The sequence below is a fragment of the Agreia sp. Leaf244 genome, assembly GCF_001422695.1.
Taxonomy (GTDB): domain Bacteria; phylum Actinomycetota; class Actinomycetes; order Actinomycetales; family Microbacteriaceae; genus Agreia.
This window is the reverse complement of sequence record NZ_LMLX01000001.1, coordinates 944725-963032: the sequence shown is the minus strand read 5'-3', so window position 1 is coordinate 963032 and position 18308 is coordinate 944725. Positions and strand designations below refer to the sequence as shown.

Here is an 18308-nt window from a genome sequence, read left to right as displayed (position 1 = left end):
AGAACTCATGAGCACCACACCCACTGTCTTGTTCATCTGCCAGCACAACGCCGGCCGCTCTCAGCTCGGAGCCGCCCTCCTCGGCCACCTCGCCGGCGACCGATTCACGGCCATGTCAGCGGGACTCTCGCCGGCCGATGTCGTGAACCCCGCCGTGGCCGCGACGGTCGCGGAGCTCGGAGTGGATATCTCGAGCAATGTGCCCCGCGCGGTGACCGCGGCCGACCTCGACGAGGCCGACATCGTGGTGCTGATGAAGCCAGGCCTGGCGCTGCCGTCGACACCCCGCGGAGAGGTACTGGAATGGTCTTTCCCGAACCCCGAAAGCTGGGATGCCGACGCCGTTCGACCGATGCGTGACGCGGTCGCAGCCCGCATCGAAGCGGAGCTGCTGACCCGCTAGACAGACGCCGGAGCGCGGCCGAGCTGGATCAGCTGCTTCTCCGGAAGGGCACAACAGCTGCCGCCGATCCCCGTGCCCGTCGAGTCGAACAAGCCGGCCCCACCGCATACCCCGGTATCGGGCAGCTGCAGCTCGACCCTGGCAGCAGCCTCGTGGTCTCCGGCGAGTTCTGCCACGACGGAGCGCACCTGCTCGTACCCGGTCATCGCCAGGAACGTCGGTGCTCGCCCGTAGGACTTCGCGCCGACCAGATAGAAGTCGGGCTCGGGCTGGGCAAGATCCCGGGCACCGGTCGCCGCGACCGATCCGCACGAGTGCAGATTGGGGTCGATCTCCGCCGCGATACGGATCGGCGCCTGCAGTGTTGCATCCAGCTCGAGGCGCAGCTCTGACAGGAACGACAGGTCGGGTCGGAACCCGGTGAGCACCGCGACGTGGTCGGCCGGGGCAAGACTGCGACCGTCCTCGCTGGTGAGCACCACCCGGCCATCGTCACGGGTGATCTTCTCGACGCGGAAGCCGGTGACCAGGTCGATCAAACCCGCGTCGACGAACTCTTTGGCCGTGACTCCGAGCTGTCCTCGGGCGGGCAACTCGTCGGCCTCCCCGCCGCCAAAGGTGTTCCCGATCGCACCACGGCGCAGCACCCAGGTGACCTTCGTCGCCGGGTCACGGCGGGCGATCCGGCCGAGCGCGATCACCGCGGTGACCGCCGAGTGTCCAGAGCCCACAACGACGCTGTGCCGGCCCTCATATCTCGTGCGCTTCCGGTAGTCCGGGATGCGGTAATCGAGCAACTCAGCGGCCGCCTTCTCCCCGAGAGCAGGCAAGCCGTCGGCGCCAGCAGGGTTCGGGCTCGACCAGGTGCCGGACGCGTCGATCACGGCACGCGCATCCACTCGGTACTCGCGACCATCGAGTGTCTCGACGTGAATGGTGAAAGGCTGCTCGGCCCGACCAGCGTCGACCAGGCGGTCGCGACCGCGACGGGACACGCCGACGACGCGGGCGCCGAACCGGATCCGGTCACCCAGCGCCGCTGCCAGCGGTGCCAGATACCCGCTGACCCACTGTGCACCGGTGGGGTAACCCATCGTCGGCGCCTGCCATGCTGTGGGCTCGAGCAGGCGGGCCGCAGCGGCGTCGACAAGCTCTCCCCATTCCGAGAACAGGCGCACGTGCCCCCACTCGGACACCGCCGCGGCCGCCCTCGCGCCGGCTTCGAAGACCACCACGGGCTGATCGCGATCGACCAGATGCGCAGCGGCAGCGAGACCCTGCGGCCCGGCCCCGATCACGACGACGGGCAGCTCATTCTTCTGCATGACAACTCCTGATGGATCGACGAGGTTCGATGTATCGAGGTTGATCGATGTATCGACAGATGTCAATACGACATGAGAAGATCAGACCATGACCATGGCTCTCCCTCTTCTCACGACCGATGCCGCCGCTGCCTGCTGCAGCCCCGTGACGGGCGGGGTGCTCAGTGTGGAAGAAGCCGAAAATATGGCTCGCGCGTTCAAGGCTCTGGGCGACCCGACCCGACTTCGCCTCCTGTCCCTTATCGCGGCAAGCGAAGGCGGCGAAGCGTGCATCTGCGACCTCACCGAACCGGTCGGGCTCTCGCAACCGACCGTGTCACACCACATGAAGCAGCTCGTCGACGCCAGCCTGGCCGTGCGTGAACAACGCGGTCGCTGGGCCTACTTCCGCGTCGTTGACGACGCTCTCGACCGGGCCGCACAAGCGCTCCGGCCCGGAGCGCTACGGTGACTATCCGCCCTCCGCGCCTCACAGCTCCCTAGCCCGCTACCTCCACCAGGAGTCGGTGGGGCCGACCGGGAGTGAACGCTTGTGCTCGGTCGCGGCGTAGCGCGCGATGATCGCGTCGGCCACGCTGTCGGCGACCTCTTTGCCCTCGAGGAAGTCGTCGATGTCGGCGTAGGTGAGCCCGAGGTTCGCCTCGTCGGTCTGGCCGGGGGTGTCGTCGAGCAGGTCCGCTGTCGGGGCCTTGAGGTAGAGCCGCTCGGGCGCATCCAGGGCTTCGAGCAGCGCGCGGCCCTGCCGCTTGGTGAGACCCGACAGTGGCAGGATGTCGGCCCCGCCGTCGCCGAACTTGGTGAAGAAGCCCGTCACCGCCTCGGCGGCGTGGTCGGTTCCCACGACCAGCAGGCCCTCGTCGCCGGCGATGGCGTACTGGGCGACCATGCGGGCACGGGCCTTGACGTTGCCCTTGTTGAAGTCGGAGATGGGCCGCCCGACAGCGTCGACGAACTCCGCGGCGATGCCGTCGACCCCGCGCTTGATGTCGAAGGTGATCACGCGCTCGGGCTTGATGAACGTCAGCGCGAGCTGGGCGTCGTCTTCGTCGGCCTGAACGCCGTACGGCAGACGCACGGCGATGAAGGTCGCCTGCACACCCTCGCCCTGGAGGCGCTCGACGGCCAGCTGGCAGAGCCGACCCGCGAGCGACGAGTCCTGGCCGCCGCTGATGCCGAGCACGAGGCCCTTGGCCCCGGTGCGGCGCAGGTAGTCGACGAGAAAAGAGGTGCGGCGTTCGATCTCGGCGTGAGCGTCGATCGTCGGCAAAACGGTGAGGGCATCGATGATGTGGGCCTGTTCTTCGCGCATGAGTACAAAGCTACGCCGAACAGCGCCCCGACGCGCCTAAAGCTGGGTGGGAGGAGTCTGATCCGCCTGCGCGGGTGCCGGTGCGGACGCCGCGGACTCGACGATGTACGCCGACTGTCCCGTCGCCCCGGCCTCTCCGCGACCCAACGGGATGACATAGACGGCCGTGCCGTAGGCGCAGACCTCGGTCCAGTTTGTGCCCATCTCCGAGGTGTCGAACCGCATGGCGACGATCGCGTTCGCGCCCTTTGCCTCGGCCTCGAGGACCATGCGGTGCATGACCTCCTGCCGGCTCTCGTACAGGGCCTTGGTCATCTCGGGCAGTTCGCCGCCGCCGAGCGCGCGGAAACTGGCCGTGAACTGGGCGCCGATGTCGCGCGATCTCACGGTGAGGCCCATGACCTCGCCGAAGACGGCATCGATGCGGTGGCCGGCGATTTCATTGGTTGTCACAACGATCATGGCTCGATGCTAGCGGCGGCGACGCCGTCATGCGGGTACCTTTCTCGGTATGAGTTCGTCGCGCCCCGTGCTGTTCCTTGTCTCTGCCGAAGCCGGATGCGTGCGGGCCGATCCCGACACTCCTCACGTGTCGGTCATGGACCTCGGGGTGACCCGGGGCGATGGCATCTTCGAGACGATCAGCGTCTGCGACGGTCGGGCGCAGGCGTTAGAGCCTCATCTCGCCCGCTTCGCACGCTCGGCGCGCCTGCTCGACCTGCCCGAGCCCGATCTCGACCTCTACAGGAGGGCCGTGCTCGCGGCCATCGAGGCGCACGACGACGTCGCCGAGCTCTACGTCAAGACGGTCATGACCCGGGGCATCGAGGGAACGGGCGTTCCGACGGGGTGGGCGTATGCAGCTGAGGCGGGCGACTTCGCGCGGGCCCGCACCGAGGGCATCCGGGCCGTGACCCTCGACCGGGGCCTCAGGCACGACGTCGCTCAGACCTCGCCCTGGCTGCTCCAGGGCGCCAAGACCCTCTCCTACGCCGTGAATCGGGCGGCGCTGCGGGAGGCCGAGCGCCGCGATGCCGACGACGTGATCTTCACGTCGAGCGACGGCTACGTTCTCGAGGGCCCGACGGCCAACGTCATCCTGCGTCGGGGCGACACCCTGGTCACGCCCCGCACCGACCAGGGGATCCTGGCCGGAACGACGCAGGCGAGCGTGTTCGACTTCGCGCACTCGATCGGCCTGGCGACGGAGTACGCGGTGGTTCCCGTGGCCGAGCTCGCCTCGGCCGACGCGCTCTGGTTGGTGTCGAGCGTGCGGCAGGCCGTTCCGATCAACAGCCTCGACGGTGTCGAGCGGGAGATCGACGCCGAACTCAGCGCTCGCATGACGGCGTACCTGCTGGGTCGGCGCGAGTAGGCGCGAGCAGGGCGAGCGGTGCTCGAGGTCAGTGCTCGAGCGCGGACCGGATCCACGACTCGACGCCGCCGATGTGCAGCGTGAGGGCGGCTCGGGCCATCTCGGGATCGTGGTTCTGAAGGGCCTGCAGAATGGCGGCGTGCTCCGCGAGGGTGCGTGCAGAGGAGCCCTCCTGCGTGATGCCCCGCCAGATGCGGGCCCGGATCGTCTCGCCGGACATGCTGTCGAGCAGGCTCGCGAGGTAGCCGTTGCCTCCGGCCTCGCTGATCAGCCGATGGAACTCCAGGTCGTGCGTGACGAGGTCCTCCACCGAGGTGGTGAGCGACACGGCGTCGAGCGACACGCGCAGTCGCACCAGCTCCTCGTCGGTGATGCGGGTGGCCGCGAGGGCGGCTGCGTGCGGTTCGAGCACTCGCCTCACATCGAAGATCTCGACGATCGACTGGTCCTGGTGCAGGTCGACGACGAATGCCATCGCCTCGAGGAGAAGCCGGGGCTCGAGGCTCGTGACGTACGTGCCGTCGCCGCGGCGGACATCCAGCACCCGGATGATCTCAAGCGACTTCACCGCCTCGCGCAGTGAATTGCGAGACAGGCCGAGCGTCTCGCTCAGCTCCTTCTCCGGCGGGAGCCGCTGCCCGGGCTTCAGCTCGCCCGAGACGATCATCGCCTTGATCGTCGAGATCGCGTCATCCGTCACTGCCACCGGGTCAGCCTAGCCGGGGAGAAAAAAGGAACCGTTCGACAGTCTCGTCGAGCATCTGCGCGCCCGACCCCGGCTGCTGCGGTGCACGGTATCGCCCGTTGCGAAGAGTGACGGGCTCGACGAAGTGCTCGTGCAGGTGATCGACGAATTCGATGAGACGCCCCTCTGTTGTGCCCGAGATCGCGATCGAATCGAACATCGCGAGGTGCTGCACCAGTTCGCACAGGCCGACGCCGCCGGCGTGCGGGCAGACCGGCACGCCGAACTTGGCCGCGAGCAGCAGGATCGCGATGTTCTCGTTGACGCCCGCCACGCGGGTCGCGTCGATCTGGAGGATCTGCAGCGCATCCGCCTGCAGGAACTGCTTGAACATCACCCGGTTGGCGCCGTGTTCGCCCGTGGCAACCGGGGTGGGGGCGATCGCACGTGAGATGGCGGCGTGCGCCAGCACGTCGTCGGGATTCGTGGGCTCCTCGACCCAAGCGAGGTCGAAGGGCGCGAGCAGCGAGATCCACTCGATCGCCTCGTCGCGGTCCCAGCGCTGGTTCGCGTCGACGGCGATGCGCACATCGGGCCCGACCGTGTCGCGGGCGATTCCCAGGCGCCGGATGTCGTCGGCCCGGTCTGCGCCGACCTTCAGCTTGATCTGGGTGAAGCCGTCGGAGACCGCCTCGGAGCACAGCCGCGCCAGCTTCTCGTCGGAATAGCCGAGCCACCCCGGCGTGGTCGTGTAGGCGGGATAGCCGTGCTCGATCAGCGACGCCTCGCGCCCCTCCCGACCGTCCTGCGCGGCACGCAGGATCTGCAGCGCGTCGTCACGGGTGAGGGCGTCGGAGAGGTAGCGGAAGTCGACCAGGTCGACGATCTCGTCGGGGGTCAGACGCGAGAGAAGCTGCCAGAGGGGCAGTCCTTCGCGCTTGGCCCGCAGATCCCACAGCGCGTTCACGGCGGCGCCGATGGCCATGTGCATCACGCCCTTCTCCGGCCCGAGCCAGCGCAGCTGCGAGTCGTAGACGAGTTCTCGCCACGTGCCGCCCATGTCGGCGAGCAGCGGTTCGACCTCGCGGCCCACGAAGTAGGGCTCGAGCGAGCGGATCGCCTCGACCTCGACGTCGTTGCCCCGGCCGATGGTGAAGACGAAGCCATGACCCTCGTGGCCATCGGATGCGTCGGTGGCGATCACCAGGTAGGCGGCCGAATAGTCGGGGTCGGGGTTCATCGCGTCGGAGCCGTCGAGCGACAGCGACGTGGGAAATCGCACATCGCTGAGGCGGAACTCGGTGATCTTGCTCATTGCGCTCCTTCGGGCTACGGTGGTGCCGAGCCTAAACATAGGATGTCTGTACTGTCAAACACGGCGTCCGTCACGACCACTTCGAAGAGGAAGCATCGATGAAATTCGCCAGACTGGGCCCGGTGGGCCACGAGATCCCCGTACTGATCGATGGAGACCGCCATCTCGACCTGCGCGGCGTCGTGACCGATCTCGACGGCGCACACCTCGCATCCACGGTGTTCGACCGCATCGCTGCGGCGCGCGACGCCGGAGAGCTGCCCGAGCTCGAGGGGGCGGCCGAGCTGCGAGTCGGTGCGCCCATCGCCAGGCCGGGGGCGATCCTGTGCATCGGCATGAACTACGCGGCGCACGCCGCCGAGTCGGGCTCGGCACCGCCGGAGATCCCGATCCTGTTCCTCAAGACCACCAACACGGTGGGCGGGCCCTTCGACGAGGTCGACATTCCGAAGCGCAGCGTGAAGACCGATTGGGAGGTCGAACTCGGCGTCGTGATCGGCGAGCGCGCCCTCTACCTCGACTCGCCCGCCGACGCCGCGCGGCACATCGCGGGCTATCTGACCGCGAACGACCTGTCGGAGCGCGACTTCCAGCTCGCCGAGTCCGGCGGCCAATGGAGCAAGGGCAAGTCGGCGCCGGGCTTCACGCCCCTCGGCCCCTGGCTTGTCACGGCCGACGAGGTCGACCCGGGCGATCTGCGCCTGCGCAGCTGGGTGAACGGCGAACCGCGTCAGGACTCGTCGACCGCCGACCTCATCTTCGACGTGAATCACATCGTGTGGCACCTCAGCCAGTACCTCGCGCTCGACCCCGGCGACGTGATCCTCACGGGAACGCCGGAGGGAGTCGCGCTCTCGGGCCGATTCCCCTACATCGTCGAGGGCGACGTCGTCGAGATCGAGATCGAGGGGCTCGGCCGCCAGCGCCAGCTCTTCGGCCAGGCATAGGAGGAGAAGCCATGGCACAGGAATTCGACGGACTCGTGGCCGTCGTCACGGGCGGGGCGTCGGGAATCGGCGCCGCCGTCGTGACCGAACTCATCGAGCGCGGCGCCCGGGTGGCCGTGCTCGATCTGCGGATCGACGGCGCGCATCCCGACGCCTTCGCCGTGGCGGCCGACGTCGGCGACGACGCCTCGGTGCGCAGCGCGGTGGATGCCGTGGTCGCCGAATACGGATCGCTCGACATCGTGATCAACAACGCCGGCATCGGAGCCCAGGGAACCGTGGAGGACAACCCCGACGATGAGTGGACCCGTGTGCTCGACGTGAACGTGGTCGGCCTCGCCCGCGTGAGCCGAGCTGCCCTCCCGCACCTGCGGCGGTCGTCGGCCGCCGCCATCGTGAACACCTGCTCGATCGTGGCCACGGCCGGACTTCCGCAGCGCGCTCTCTACAGCGCGTCGAAGGGCGCCGTGCTCTCGCTCACGCGGGCGATGGCGGCCGATCACCTGCGCGAGGGCGTGCGCGTGAACTGCGTCATCCCGGGCACGGCCGACACGCCCTGGGTGGGACGCCTACTCGAGCGAGCCGACGATCCCGCAGCCGAACGCGCGGCCCTCGAGGCGCGTCAGCCGCACGGCCGCCTGGTCGCGCCATCCGAGATCGCCGACGCCGTCTGCTACCTCGCCAGCCCGCGCAGCCGCTCGACCACCGGCACGAGCATCGCGGTCGACGGAGGAATGCAGGAGCTGCGCCTGCGCCCCGCCGAGCCACGAGCCGACTCGTGATCCTCGACTCCCACGCGCACCTCTGGCGGAAGGAGCGCACGCCGCAGCCGTGGATCGACGGCGCCTCCATGGCGCCGATCGACCGCGACTTCTGGCTCGACGACCTGCATGAGGCACAGCGCGAGGCGGGTATTGACGGCACGATCCTCGTGCAGTCGGCGAACAGCGCTTCGGAGACCATCGACCTGCTGGCGCTTGCTGCCGACCCAGGCGTTCGCGGCGTCGTCGGCTGGATCGACCTGACAGCCGACGTGGCATCCCAGCTGGAGCGCGTGCGCCAGGCTCCCGGGGGCGACCACCTCGTGGGAATCCGGCACCTGGCCCACCAGGATCCCGACGACCACTGGCTGCGCCGCACCGACGTGGGCACGGGCCTCGAGGCGCTGGCCGAGGCGGGACTCGTGTTCGACCTCGTGGTGCGGCCCGACCAACTGGCCGACGCGGCGGCGGTCGTGGCCGAGCATCCGGCGGTCGCCTTCGTTCTCGATCACCTCGGCAAGCCGCCGATCGCCGGCGGCGACCTCGCCGACTGGGCCGCGGGCCTGAGGGGGGTCGCGTCCTCGCCCAACGTCCACACGAAGCTCTCGGGGCTGGTGATCGAGGCCGACTGGTCGTCGTGGTCGATCGACGAGCTGCGCGAACCCGTCGAGCTCGCCCTCGAGGTGTTCGGGCCGAGTCGCCTGATGTTCGGCAGCGACTGGCCGCTCACGCAGGTGACCGGCGGGCTGGCGAGCTGGACGGATGCTGCCCACCACCTGACGTCGGGGCTCTCCCAAAGCGAGCGCGACGACATCTTCGGCCGCACGGCCGCCGCTGTCTATAACCCCCTCTCCGCACCCCGAAAGGACTGACCCATGCGCGTCGCCCTGCACTCTCTCGTTCGCGAAGGCCTCGAAGACGACTACGACAGCACCCACGCGACGGTTCCCGCCGATCTGGTCGAGAGCTTCGCGCGCGTCGGAATCCATGACTGGACGATCTGGCGCAGCGGCCGTGACCTCTTCCACGTGGTCGACTGCGACGACTTCGCGGCCGCCCTGACGGCCCTCGACTCGGACCCGGCGAACGCCCGCTGGCAGGACATGATCGGGCCGTTCGTCGACCACTTCGAAACAGTAGGCCCGGGTTACACCGGCATGATCGTGCCGCGGGTGTGGAGGCTCAGCGAACAGGACTAGCGATGAGGATCCGGGTCAGACATCCGACGTCTGTGGGGCGCCCGGGCCGCTGGCGCCGATAGCCGAGGCGATGCGCACATACGAGTGCGAGATGTGCTCGATCATCGCACTCTCGGCCGCAGCGGCGTCTCCGCTGCGCAGCGCCTCGAGAACAGCCTCGTGCTCACCCGACGTCTCGTCGGCGACCCCGTGCTTGAAGAACAGGCGGTAGTGGTGCATGTGGGAACGCAACCGCACGATGGCGTCGGAGAGCAGCGCATTTCCCGAGTGCTCGGCGATGAGCTTGTGGAACTGCGCATCCTGGTTCATGAAGTCTTTGTAGTCCTGAAAGCGGTCGTCGCCCGACTGCGACGCCTCGCCGCTGCGGTGCATCTCGATCGCCAGGCGCTCGAGCTCGGCCAGGGCCTCGGGGGTGAGCCGCTCCACGGCGAGACGAGTGGCCGTGGGCTCGAGCAGCCTGCGCATCTCGAACAGCTGGCGAAGTCCGTCGTCGTCGAGCAACGGTGCGGCCGTGTAGCCCTTGAGTGCCTGCTTGAGAACGAGCCCCTCCGACTCGAGGCGGGCCAGGGCCTCGCGCACCGGCGTGGGCGACACATTCAGCTGGCGGGCGATGCCGTCGATGCTCGCTCGCGACCCGGGTTCGATCACCTGGTCCATGAGCAGCTCGAGCACGGCGTCGTAGACATCGTCGGCGAGCGCACGGCGCGCGGGAAGAAACCTCGACCCGTCGTCGGCGCTCATGCTCATGTGGCCCATGTTATTGCGTTGTCTCACGATGGACGGGAGATGAGGCCCGCCTCGGCCAGCTCCGACCAGATCTCGTCTGGAATGGCCCGCGCGAGGAGGCCTGCGTTGCGCTCGGTCTGCCGCGCATCGCGGGCGCCCAGCACGACCGTCGAGACCGCCGGATGTCGCAGGGGGAACTGGGCCGCCAGCTCGGGAACCGTGAAGCCGTGCGCCTCGACGATGTCGGCGATGGCGTCGACCTTCGCGACGAGATCGCCGGATGCCGCGGCGTAGTCGTAGTGCGCGCCAGGCGTCGGGCGATCGGTCGCGAGGATGCCGGAGTTGAAGACCCCGGCCGCGGCGATGGAGACCCCGCGGGCGAGCGCAGCGGGCAGGAGGTCGGCGAGCCCGCTCTGATCGAGCAGGCTGAAGCGTCCGGCCAGCATCACGATGTCGAGGTCGGTGTTCTCGACGAAACGCGTCAGCATCGCCGACTGGTTCATTCCGGCGCCGTACGAGCGGATGACGCCCTGCGACCTCAGCTCGTCGAGTGCGGGGAAGGCGCCGTCGAGCGCCTCGCGGTAGTGCGCGTCGGGATCGTGCACGAACAGCACGTCGATGCGGTCGACCCCCAGCCGTTCGAGGCTGCCCTCCACCGAGCGAAGAACGCCGTCGCGGGAGTAGTCGACGACGCGCTCCCGGTCGGCCGGCACATCGAACAGGTTCGCCATGTCGTTCGCGCCCTCGGGGTTCTCGCGCGGCACGATGATTCGGCCCACCTTCGTCGACAGCACGTACTCGTCGCGGGGCAGGCCGGCAAGCGACTCGCCCAGGCGCTGCTCTGCTAGTCCCAGACCGTAGTGCGGCGCCACGTCGAAATACCGGATGCCCGACTCCCAGGCCGCGGGAACGCATCCGGGCCACACGTCGTCGGGGACGGCGGCATAGAGGTTGCCGAGCCCTGCGGCGCCGAAGCCCACCGGCCCAACGCGCAGGCCGCCGCGGCCGAACGGGCGCGTAGCCGTTCCGGGGGTGAGCGTCGTCTCGTTCACCGGTTCACCGTACTTTCACTGTGTCGAGGGCGTCGAGGTTCCAGTCGATGCCGATGCCGGGTTCTCCTGGCGCCTGAGCGCGCCCGTCGACGATCGAGAGCTCCTGATGGGTGACCGCTCGTAGCTGGGGGATGTGCTCGAGGTAGAGCGCGTTGGGAATCGCGCACGTCAACGACACGTGCAGTTCCATGAGGAAGTGCGGGGCGACCTTCACATTGAATGCCTCGGCCAGGTGCGCCACCTTCAGCCAGGGCGTGATGCCGCCGATTCGAGCGACGTCGACCTGAACGATGGAGGCGGCACCGGCCTGGAGGTACTCGCGGAAGTGGCCGATCGAGTACATGCTCTCGCCCACGGCGACCGGGATGCTCGTGGAGCGCGCCAGGGCGAGATGGCCCTGCACATCTTCGGCGGGCAGCGGCTCCTCGAACCAGAAGATGTCGAGGGGCTCGAACAGCCGCGCCCGCCGGATGGCCTCGGCCGCAGTCATCGACTGGTTGGCGTCGATCATGATGTCCATGCCCGGGCCGACCGCGTCGCGCACCGCGGAGAGGCGCTCGGCATCCTCATGGGCTCGGGGCCTGCCGACCTTGATCTTGACGCCGTTCATGCCGCGTCTCTGCGACTCGACCGCCTGGCTCACGAGCTCGTCGGTCGTGAAGTGCAGCCATCCGCCCTCCGTGTCGTACACGGGAACCGACGGGCTCGAGCCGCCTGCCTCGATCCACAGGGGCAGGCCGGCGGCCTTGCTCCGGGCATCCCAAACGGCTGTGTCGACGGCCGCCAGGGCGAGCGCCGTGATCGGGCCCACCGTGGTGGCGCGGGTCGAGTTGAAGAGGGCCGTGTAGATCTCCTCGGTGCGCGTCGCGTCCATGCCCACGAGAACCTGCAGCAGGCTCGTACGCAGCAGGCTGAGGACCGCCGGTCCGCCGGTGCCGATCGTATAGCTGTAGCCGATCCCCTCGATCCCGGCCGAGGTGCGGATGCGCACGAAGATGGTCTCCTGCTTGAGGAACGACTGCATGGCGTCTGTGCGCACGGTCTCGACGGCGATGTCGCAGAGCCAGGCATCGGCATCCACGATCGTGTGGGCACCCATCAGCGGCCCCCGAATCCGCCGAGGGCGACGCCCTTGATGAGCTGCCGCTGCAGTAGCGCCACGATGATGAGCGACGGGATGACCGCGAGGGTCGCGGCCGCCATCATCAGGCTCCACTGGGTGCCGCGTTCGCCCGTGAACATCGAGAGGCCGAGGGGCACCGTGGCCAGGTCCTGGCTGTTGATCACGATGAGCGGCCACAAGTAGGAGTTGTAGTAGCCGATGAATGAGAACACGGCCAGCACCGACAGCGGCGCCGTGAGCTGGGGGAGCAGCACCGACCACAGGGTGCGGAACCGCGAGGCGCCGTCGATCAGGGCCGCCTCCTCGTACTCGAGGGGGATCGTGAGGAAGAACTGCCGCATGAGGAACGTGCCGAAGGCGGTGAACGCAAACGGCACGATGAGGGCGGCGTAGGTGTCGACGAGTCCGAGCTTGTTCATCATGATGAACAGCGGAACGACCAGCACCTCCTGGGGCAGCACGAGCGTGAGCACGTAGAGCAGGAAGAGACGGTCGCGGAACTTGAAGCGCAGTCGCGAGAACGCGTAGGCCGACAACACGGCCACGATGATCGACAGCAGCGCGCCGAGGATCGAGACGAAGAAGCCGTTGAAGATGAAGCGGCCGAACGGAACGAGGGTCCAGGCGTCGCTGAAGTTCTGCCAGCGCACCTCCGATCCGACGAACGTGGGGCTGCTCGAGAAGACCTCGTCCTCCGGCTTGAGCGCGGTGAAGAACATCCAGATGAACGGGAAGGTGAAGACCAGCGCGACGACGGCGATGGCGGCCGTGTTCGCCCACGTCTTGACGGCCGTTCGGCGCTGGGCCGGACGCATCCGGGTCTTGGCCCTGCGGGGACGGGTCACGGTGTCACTTGTCATAGTTGACCCACTTCTTCTGGCCCGCGAACTGCAGGGCGGTGATGAGCATCACGACGATGAACAGGATCCAGGCGAGCGCGGAGGCGTAGCCGAGCTTGTCGAACACGAAGCCGTTGCGATACAGGTAGAGCACGAACGTGTTGGTCGATTCGCCGGGGCCGCCCTGGGTGAGGATCTGGGGCTGCACGAACACCTGGAATGCGCCGATCATGGTCATCGTCATCGTGAAGAAGAGCGACGGCGAGATCATCGGAAGGATGATGAAGCGCAGGCGGTTCCACGCGCTCGTGCCGTCGACGCGCGAGGCCTCGAGAATCTCCTTCGGGATGCCGCCGAGCCCGGCCGAGAGCACGATCACGTTGTAGCCGAACGACTGCCAGACCGACATCGTGATGACGGCGAGCAGGGCGAAGCGCGAGTCGGACAGCCACGAGGCGCCCTCGATGCCGAACGTGCCCAGCAGCGAGTTGAGCAGCCCGTCCTGCGAGAGCATCAGGCGCCAGATGAGGGCGTTGGCGACCATGGGGGTGATGGCCGGCAGAAAGAAGATGACCCGCCAGAAGCCGGAGAACTTGAGCTTGGTCGTGAGCCAGAGCGAGACGCCGAGCGCCAGGGCCAGGTTCACCGCGGTGTAGACGAACGCGAAGATGACGGTGTTCAGCAGCACCGTATAGAAGGTCGGGTCGCCGAAGAGCTTCTCGTAGTTGGCGAAGCCGATGAAGGTGGGGGAGCCGAAGAGCGGCCACTCGAAGAGACTGATGACGAGCGAGCCGATGAGCGGAACCACGATGAAGAACACGAATCCGGTGAACCCGGGTGCCAGGTACGCGAGGGCTACGAGTCCGTCGCCCTTCTTCTTCTTGCCGGCCGGGGTGGGGATGCGCACGGCCGGCTGGTCGGCGGCGGGTGCCACCGCCTCCGAAGAGGCGATGACACCCGGGCTGGTGGAGATGGCCATGCGGCTACTCGCCCACCGAGTTCTGGATGGTGTCCATGATCTCGTCTGCCGTCTTCTCACCGCGGTAGCCCTCGACGCCGTACTGGCTCATCAGCGTCTCCACCTGGTTCCAGGTGGGGGTCGTGATGTAGGCGCTCGCGTTCTCGAGCAGCGCGTTCACGGCCGCGGCGGCTTCGGGCGACTTGCCCTCCGCCCAGGCCGGAACCGCCTCGGGGCGGGAGGGGACGATGCCGCGGGACTGCGCCTGCGCCTCGAGCACGGGGGTGGTCGTCATGGCGAGGATCGCCTTGAATGCCGCGTCGGGGTCGGAGCAGTTCTTGGCGATGCCGAAGCCGGAGCCCTGCGTCATGCCGTGCGCCTCGCCGGATGTGCTCGGAACGATGGTCACGCCCATCGTGAAGTCCGCGGCCTCGTCGAAGGTTCCGTACATCCACGGGCCCTCGAGCAGCATGGCCGCGTCGCCGCTGGTGAACGCGGCCTGCGAGACGTCGGAGGAGTCGGCTGCCTCGGGGGCGTTGGCCACCTGGTCGACCGACACGAGGTCGAAGAAGCTCTGGATCTCGTCGACGAAGTCGGAGTTGGTGAGGTCGAGCGTGCCGTCCTCATCCACCCCGCTGTAGCCGTCGGCCGTAGCCCAGGCGGTGGGGATGGAGATGCCGGGCGCGATGGCCAGACCCTTCTTGTCACCGCTGGTGAGCGCCTTGGCGTCGCTGATGAACTGGTCACGGGTGTACGTGGCGCCCGGCGGGGTGAGGCCTGCGGCGGTGAACGCGTCGACGTTGTAGAACAGCACGATCGGCTCTGCGTCGTAGGGGATGGCGCGGATCGTGCCGTCGACCGTCATACCGTCGAGCATCGACGCGTCGTAGTCCGAGGTGTCGACGTCGTTCGACTTGATCAGATCGTCGAGCGGCAGCAGCAGTCCTTCGAGCTCCTGTGCCCGGGCCGCCTGTGTCGTGAGGATGCAGGGCGGGTTGCTGCCGGAGAGGCGTGTCTTCACCTTGGTCCAGTAGTCGTTGAAGTTCGGCCCGTCGATCGTGATCTTGAGGTCGGGGTCCTCTTTCTGGGCGAGCGAGACGAACGACTCCCACTGGTCGCGGTCGCTCTGGCTGCTGACCCAGGTGTACATCGAGAGGGTTCCGTCGGCCGCGGCCGATCCTCCGCTCGAGCACCCGGCGAGGGCGGTCATGGCTCCGGCCATGAGAACGGCTGTTCCGAGCGTTGCGGCCCGTCTGCGGCGATTGTTGCGTGTCACTGTGTGTGCCTCCTTCATTGGATTCATCATGTGATTGCCTACGCGAGACCCCGTTCGCGGCCGATCGGGCGACGGTCATTGTCGGGACCGATCGGGAGCTAAATCCTATAGGGTCTTTGATATAGGGATATTCGGACTATAGGTCGGCGCCGAACCGGCGTCAAGGTCTGTCAGCGAAAGTCGACGGCGATGACGTCGATGAGAGCGCCGGATGCCCGGGGTGCGGGAATGCGGATCTCGCCGCTGGGCTCGGAGTCGTGCGAGACCTGCTCGTGCACCTCGAAGCTGACCGAGTGATCGAGCGCCTCGCCTGTCTCGAGAAGCCGGATGCCGCTGATGCGCCGAACCGGCAGCCCGCGAACCACCACCTCCTCGACGGGTGTCATCACGAGGTGGAGATAGAGCGTGCCGGGCCGCGCCGTGCTCGGGCCATAGAAGTCCACTCCCGCGGTCGGCTGCACGTCGATCACGCTCTCCGCGTGCCGCTCCATCCAGGAGCCGATGTCTTGCAGCCGCTCGATCTGCACCGGGTTGAGGCTGCCGTCGCCCTTGGGCCCGATGTTCAGCAGCAGATTGCCGCCGCGGCTCGTCACCTCGACGAGTGTGGTCACCAGCGATCGGGGGGACTTGTCGGCCGTGTCATCCGGCCTGTAGGCCCAGTTGTCGCCGATGGTCAGGCACAGCTCCCACGGGCCCGTCGGCGCCTCGATCGGGAAGGCCTGCTCGGGGGTCTTGTAGTCGCCCTGGCCGAGGAGGCGCTCGTTGATCACGACGTCGGGCTGCAGGCTCTTGATGAGCTCGCGGAGCCCGGCGCTGTTCCACTCGTCTTCGTTGCGCTCCCACTCGCCGTCGAACCAGAGCAGATCGATGGTGCCGTAGTTGCTGAGCAGTTCGGTGAGCTGGCCGCGCAGGTACTGCTGGAACCTCGCCCACTGCTCGGGGCTCGAGCGGCGGTGCCGGTCTGCGGCGATGGGCTTGTCGGCGTTCTCGGGCAGGCCGGCGGCGGGCCAGTGCTCTTCGGCGTAGGGCAGGTCCGAGGGCTGGAAGGCCGGGTAGTCGGGGTGATTCCAGTCGGGAAGGCTGTAGTAGATGCCGACCCGGATGCCCTCGGCGCGGATCGCCTCGACGAACTCCTTCGTGACGTCGCGTCCGAACGGCGAGTTCTGGACTCCGAAGTCGGAGTGCTCGGTGTGGAACATCGAGTAGCCGGCGTGATGGCGCGCGGTGAAGACCACGTACTGGGCGCCGGCGCGCCTGGCGAGGCGGGCGAGTTCTGTCGCGTTCCATTCGACGGGGTTGAACGTCGCCGCACTCGATTGGTATTCGTCGACCGTGACCGGGTCTTCCGCCTGGGCGACGCCGGGAATGATGGAGCGGCCGACGAGGGGCCACGAGATCTCGATGCCCTGCTGGCTGGCGTGATCCCAGTGCACGAAGAGTCCGAAGCCGGCTCCGATGAACCATTCCCCGCCCGGCAGTGTGAAATCGTCGGGTCTGATGAAGCTGTCTGGCAGATGCGCCATGGATGAACTCTCCCTTGAGTCGGCCCTGTGAGTCAGTGGCTATTTCCTATAGGATAAGAGCGATCATCGTCGCTCTGCAAGGGTGCGCGCGACGAATGATGTTCGACCGGCACCCAGCCCACGATGCAGAGAGGCATACGAAGCCCATGGCCATGTTCACAGACGGAGCGACCCGCCCGGCGGACTACGAGAAGTTCGTCACCCCGACACCGCAGTGGTATTCCGACGCGAAGCTCGGCATCTTCGTGCACTGGGGGCCGTTCTCGGTTCCCGCCTGGGCCGAGCCCATCGGCGCCCTCGGAACCATCGAGAAAGAGCACTGGTTCCGGCACAACCCGTATGCCGAGTGGTACTACAACACCATCCGCATCGAGGGCAGTCCGGCGCAGCAGCACCAGCTCGAGACCTACGGGGGCGCTCCCTACGACGACTTCATCGACATGTGGACGGCCGAGAAGTTCGACGCCGATGCGGTGCTCGCCCTCGTGGCGAGCACGGGCGCGCGCTACTTCGTGCCCACCACCAAGCACCACGACGGCGTCACGCTGTGGGATGCGCCGGGAACGGGCGACCGCAACACCGTGCGTCGCGGCCCGAAGCGCGACCTCGTCGCCGAGTTCCAGCGGGCGACGGTCGACGCGGGCCTGCGCTTCGGCGTCTACTACTCGGGCGGCCTCGACTGGTTCTTCGGCAAGAACCCGCCGATCGTGCGCGACGACATGCCCCGACCGGTCGACCAGGCCTACGCCGACTACGCCTTCGACCACGTGAGCGATCTGATCGCGAAGTACACCCCCGATGTGCTGTGGGGCGACATCGAGTGGCCGGATGCCGGCAAGACGCCTGGTGCGAAGAGCCTCATCACGATGTTCGAGCAGTTCTATGCCGCCGCTCCCGACGGGGTCGTGAACGACCGCTGGGGCGAGACCCACTGGGACTTCCGCACGAGCGAGTACGAGCAGGGGCTGGGCGTCGAGGCCGAGGCCACCTGGGAGAACTGCCGCGGCATCGGCTACTCCTTCGGCTACAACCGCCTCGAAGACGAGAGCAACTCGCTCGACGGGGCCGCTGCCATCCATCACTTCGTCGACGTGGTGTCGCGCGGCGGCAACCTTCTGCTCAACATCGGCCTCACGGGCGAGGGGCTCGTGCCCGAGCTGCAGCGACGCACGCTCGAGCAGATCGGTGCGTGGAACGAGGTGAACGGATCGTCGATCTTCGGCTCCCGTCCGCTCGATCCCTCCATCGCGACGGCCTCCGACGAACCCTGGGTGCGCTGGACCCGCACCGGAGACACTGCCCACGCCTTCGTCGAGACGACCGAGCCCACGGTGCTGTTGCAGCTCGACGCGTCGCGGCTCATCGCCTCGAGCGCGCGCACGGCGAACGGCGAGCCCGTCTCCGTCTCGGAGGGCAACGGCGGAATCGTCGCGAGCCTGCCGGCCGCCACGATCGCCGGGCCCGTTCAGCTGACCTTCGACATCGTCTGACT

Annotated in this window: 20 protein-coding genes; 8 read left to right on the top strand and 12 right to left on the bottom strand. The window is 67.8% G+C overall.

Going from position 1 to position 18308, the window contains the following annotated elements:
• Nucleotides 1-7: 7 nt before the first annotated feature.
• Nucleotides 8-403 (top strand): arsenate-mycothiol transferase ArsC, encoded by a 396-nt coding sequence (locus ASF06_RS04440; protein ID WP_055943796.1) that lies wholly within the window; start codon nucleotides 8-10, stop codon nucleotides 401-403.
• Here the strand turns inward: ASF06_RS04440 and ASF06_RS04435 are convergent.
• Nucleotides 400-1728: an NAD(P)-binding domain-containing protein gene (locus ASF06_RS04435; protein ID WP_055943793.1), complete on the bottom strand. Its 1329-nt coding sequence runs from the start codon at nucleotides 1726-1728 to the stop codon at nucleotides 400-402. The genes ASF06_RS04440 and ASF06_RS04435 overlap by 4 nt on opposite strands.
• 88 nt (nucleotides 1729-1816) lie before the next feature.
• Between ASF06_RS04435 and ASF06_RS04430 the strand changes: the two genes are divergently transcribed.
• A complete protein-coding gene (locus tag ASF06_RS04430; RefSeq protein WP_442853922.1) occupies nucleotides 1817-2179 on the top strand; it encodes an ArsR/SmtB family transcription factor in 363 nt (120 codons plus the stop codon).
• Nucleotides 2180-2215: 36 nt separating this feature from the next.
• On the opposite strand, the gene nadE is transcribed toward ASF06_RS04430, so the two are convergent.
• Together nadE and ASF06_RS04420 are read right to left on the bottom strand one after the other, a co-directional pair.
• Complete coding sequence (nadE, locus tag ASF06_RS04425; protein WP_055943790.1) at nucleotides 2216-3037, bottom strand: ammonia-dependent NAD(+) synthetase; 822 nt, start codon at nucleotides 3035-3037, stop codon at nucleotides 2216-2218.
• A 36-nt stretch (nucleotides 3038-3073) separates the two neighbouring features.
• A complete protein-coding gene (locus ASF06_RS04420; protein WP_055932481.1) occupies nucleotides 3074-3499 on the bottom strand; it encodes a YbjQ family protein in 426 nt (141 codons plus the stop codon).
• 49 nt (nucleotides 3500-3548) lie between these two features.
• Between ASF06_RS04420 and ASF06_RS04415 the strand changes: the two genes are divergently transcribed.
• The gene (locus ASF06_RS04415) at nucleotides 3549-4412 is read left to right on the top strand and encodes an aminodeoxychorismate lyase (protein WP_055943788.1); all 864 of its coding nucleotides are present in this window, start codon (nucleotides 3549-3551) and stop codon (nucleotides 4410-4412) included.
• A 28-nt stretch (nucleotides 4413-4440) separates the two neighbouring features.
• Here the strand turns inward: ASF06_RS04415 and ASF06_RS04410 are convergent, their stop codons facing one another.
• Complete coding sequence (locus ASF06_RS04410; protein ID WP_055943784.1) at nucleotides 4441-5118, bottom strand: FadR/GntR family transcriptional regulator; 678 nt, start codon at nucleotides 5116-5118, stop codon at nucleotides 4441-4443.
• A 4-nt stretch (nucleotides 5119-5122) separates the two neighbouring features.
• Complete coding sequence (locus tag ASF06_RS04405) at nucleotides 5123-6412, bottom strand: enolase C-terminal domain-like protein (RefSeq protein ID WP_055943781.1); 1290 nt, start codon at nucleotides 6410-6412, stop codon at nucleotides 5123-5125.
• 98 nt (nucleotides 6413-6510) lie between these two features.
• Here ASF06_RS04405 and ASF06_RS04400 point away from each other — a divergent pair, with 98 nt between their 5' ends.
• From ASF06_RS04400 to ASF06_RS04385, 4 genes are read left to right on the top strand one after another with little or no spacing between them, the layout of a single operon-like run.
• Nucleotides 6511-7359, top strand: coding sequence for a fumarylacetoacetate hydrolase family protein (locus ASF06_RS04400; RefSeq protein ID WP_055943778.1), 849 nt, complete (start codon nucleotides 6511-6513; stop codon nucleotides 7357-7359).
• An 11-nt stretch (nucleotides 7360-7370) separates the two neighbouring features.
• Entirely contained in the window at nucleotides 7371-8141 is a 771-nt protein-coding gene (locus tag ASF06_RS04395) for an SDR family NAD(P)-dependent oxidoreductase (protein WP_055943775.1), read from the top strand.
• Nucleotides 8138-8992, top strand: a complete 855-nt coding sequence (locus ASF06_RS04390; RefSeq protein ID WP_055943772.1) for an amidohydrolase family protein — start codon at nucleotides 8138-8140, stop codon at nucleotides 8990-8992. Before ASF06_RS04395 ends, ASF06_RS04390 begins: the two co-directional genes overlap by 4 nt.
• 3 nt (nucleotides 8993-8995) lie before the next feature.
• Nucleotides 8996-9319 carry an L-rhamnose mutarotase gene (locus ASF06_RS04385; protein WP_055943769.1) on the top strand — a complete coding sequence of 108 codons (324 nt, stop codon included), beginning with the start codon at nucleotides 8996-8998 and terminating at the stop codon, nucleotides 9317-9319.
• Between the two features lie 15 nt (nucleotides 9320-9334).
• Here the strand turns inward: ASF06_RS04385 and ASF06_RS04380 are convergent, their stop codons facing one another.
• The 7 genes from ASF06_RS04380 to ASF06_RS04350 form a co-directional block, all read right to left on the bottom strand.
• Entirely contained in the window at nucleotides 9335-10066 is a 732-nt protein-coding gene (locus ASF06_RS04380) for a GntR family transcriptional regulator (RefSeq protein WP_235500888.1), read from the bottom strand.
• A 23-nt stretch (nucleotides 10067-10089) separates the two neighbouring features.
• Nucleotides 10090-11097 carry an aldo/keto reductase gene (locus ASF06_RS04375; RefSeq protein WP_055943763.1) on the bottom strand — a complete coding sequence of 336 codons (1008 nt, stop codon included), beginning with the start codon at nucleotides 11095-11097 and terminating at the stop codon, nucleotides 10090-10092.
• 4 nt (nucleotides 11098-11101) lie between these two features.
• Nucleotides 11102-12196: a mandelate racemase/muconate lactonizing enzyme family protein gene (locus ASF06_RS04370; RefSeq protein ID WP_055943760.1), complete on the bottom strand. Its 1095-nt coding sequence runs from the start codon at nucleotides 12194-12196 to the stop codon at nucleotides 11102-11104.
• Complete coding sequence (locus ASF06_RS04365; protein ID WP_055943757.1) at nucleotides 12196-13080, bottom strand: carbohydrate ABC transporter permease; 885 nt, start codon at nucleotides 13078-13080, stop codon at nucleotides 12196-12198. The genes ASF06_RS04370 and ASF06_RS04365 overlap by 1 nt, the downstream gene beginning before the upstream one ends.
• Complete coding sequence (locus ASF06_RS04360) at nucleotides 13070-14038, bottom strand: carbohydrate ABC transporter permease (RefSeq protein WP_055943754.1); 969 nt, start codon at nucleotides 14036-14038, stop codon at nucleotides 13070-13072. Before ASF06_RS04360 ends, ASF06_RS04365 begins: the two co-directional genes overlap by 11 nt.
• Nucleotides 14039-14042: 4 nt before the next feature.
• Nucleotides 14043-15293, bottom strand: a complete 1251-nt coding sequence (locus tag ASF06_RS04355) for an ABC transporter substrate-binding protein (protein ID WP_235500887.1) — start codon at nucleotides 15291-15293, stop codon at nucleotides 14043-14045.
• 170 nt (nucleotides 15294-15463) lie between these two features.
• Entirely contained in the window at nucleotides 15464-16816 is a 1353-nt protein-coding gene (locus ASF06_RS04350; RefSeq protein WP_055943747.1) for an alpha-L-fucosidase, read from the bottom strand.
• Nucleotides 16817-16962: 146 nt separating this feature from the next.
• On the opposite strand from ASF06_RS04350, the gene ASF06_RS04345 reads away from it, so the two are divergent.
• Nucleotides 16963-18306: an alpha-L-fucosidase gene (locus tag ASF06_RS04345; protein WP_055943744.1), complete on the top strand. Its 1344-nt coding sequence runs from the start codon at nucleotides 16963-16965 to the stop codon at nucleotides 18304-18306.
• Nucleotides 18307-18308 lie beyond the last annotated feature (2 nt).

Excerpts from the sequence above, each read along its gene's own strand:
- ASF06_RS04440 (WP_055943796.1), top strand. The coding sequence starts at position 8 with ATGAGCACCACACCCACTGTCTTGTTCATCTGCCAGCACAACGCCGGC.
- ASF06_RS04435 (WP_055943793.1), bottom strand. The coding sequence starts at position 1,728 with ATGCAGAAGAATGAGCTGCCCGTCGTCGTGATCGGGGCCGGGCCGCAG.
- ASF06_RS04430 (WP_442853922.1), top strand. The coding sequence starts at position 1,817 with ATGACCATGGCTCTCCCTCTTCTCACGACCGATGCCGCCGCTGCCTGC.
- nadE (WP_055943790.1), bottom strand. The coding sequence starts at position 3,037 with ATGCGCGAAGAACAGGCCCACATCATCGATGCCCTCACCGTTTTGCCG.
- ASF06_RS04420 (WP_055932481.1), bottom strand. The coding sequence starts at position 3,499 with ATGATCGTTGTGACAACCAATGAAATCGCCGGCCACCGCATCGATGCC.
- ASF06_RS04415 (WP_055943788.1), top strand. The coding sequence starts at position 3,549 with ATGAGTTCGTCGCGCCCCGTGCTGTTCCTTGTCTCTGCCGAAGCCGGA.
- ASF06_RS04405 (WP_055943781.1), bottom strand. The coding sequence starts at position 6,412 with ATGAGCAAGATCACCGAGTTCCGCCTCAGCGATGTGCGATTTCCCACG.
- ASF06_RS04400 (WP_055943778.1), top strand. The coding sequence starts at position 6,511 with ATGAAATTCGCCAGACTGGGCCCGGTGGGCCACGAGATCCCCGTACTG.
- ASF06_RS04395 (WP_055943775.1), top strand. The coding sequence starts at position 7,371 with ATGGCACAGGAATTCGACGGACTCGTGGCCGTCGTCACGGGCGGGGCG.
- ASF06_RS04385 (WP_055943769.1), top strand. The coding sequence starts at position 8,996 with ATGCGCGTCGCCCTGCACTCTCTCGTTCGCGAAGGCCTCGAAGACGAC.
- ASF06_RS04380 (WP_235500888.1), bottom strand. The coding sequence starts at position 10,066 with ATGAGCATGAGCGCCGACGACGGGTCGAGGTTTCTTCCCGCGCGCCGT.
- ASF06_RS04370 (WP_055943760.1), bottom strand. The coding sequence starts at position 12,196 with ATGGGTGCCCACACGATCGTGGATGCCGATGCCTGGCTCTGCGACATC.
- ASF06_RS04365 (WP_055943757.1), bottom strand. The coding sequence starts at position 13,080 with ATGACAAGTGACACCGTGACCCGTCCCCGCAGGGCCAAGACCCGGATG.
- ASF06_RS04360 (WP_055943754.1), bottom strand. The coding sequence starts at position 14,038 with ATGGCCATCTCCACCAGCCCGGGTGTCATCGCCTCTTCGGAGGCGGTG.
- ASF06_RS04350 (WP_055943747.1), bottom strand. The coding sequence starts at position 16,816 with ATGGCGCATCTGCCAGACAGCTTCATCAGACCCGACGATTTCACACTG.
- ASF06_RS04345 (WP_055943744.1), top strand. The coding sequence starts at position 16,963 with ATGGCCATGTTCACAGACGGAGCGACCCGCCCGGCGGACTACGAGAAG.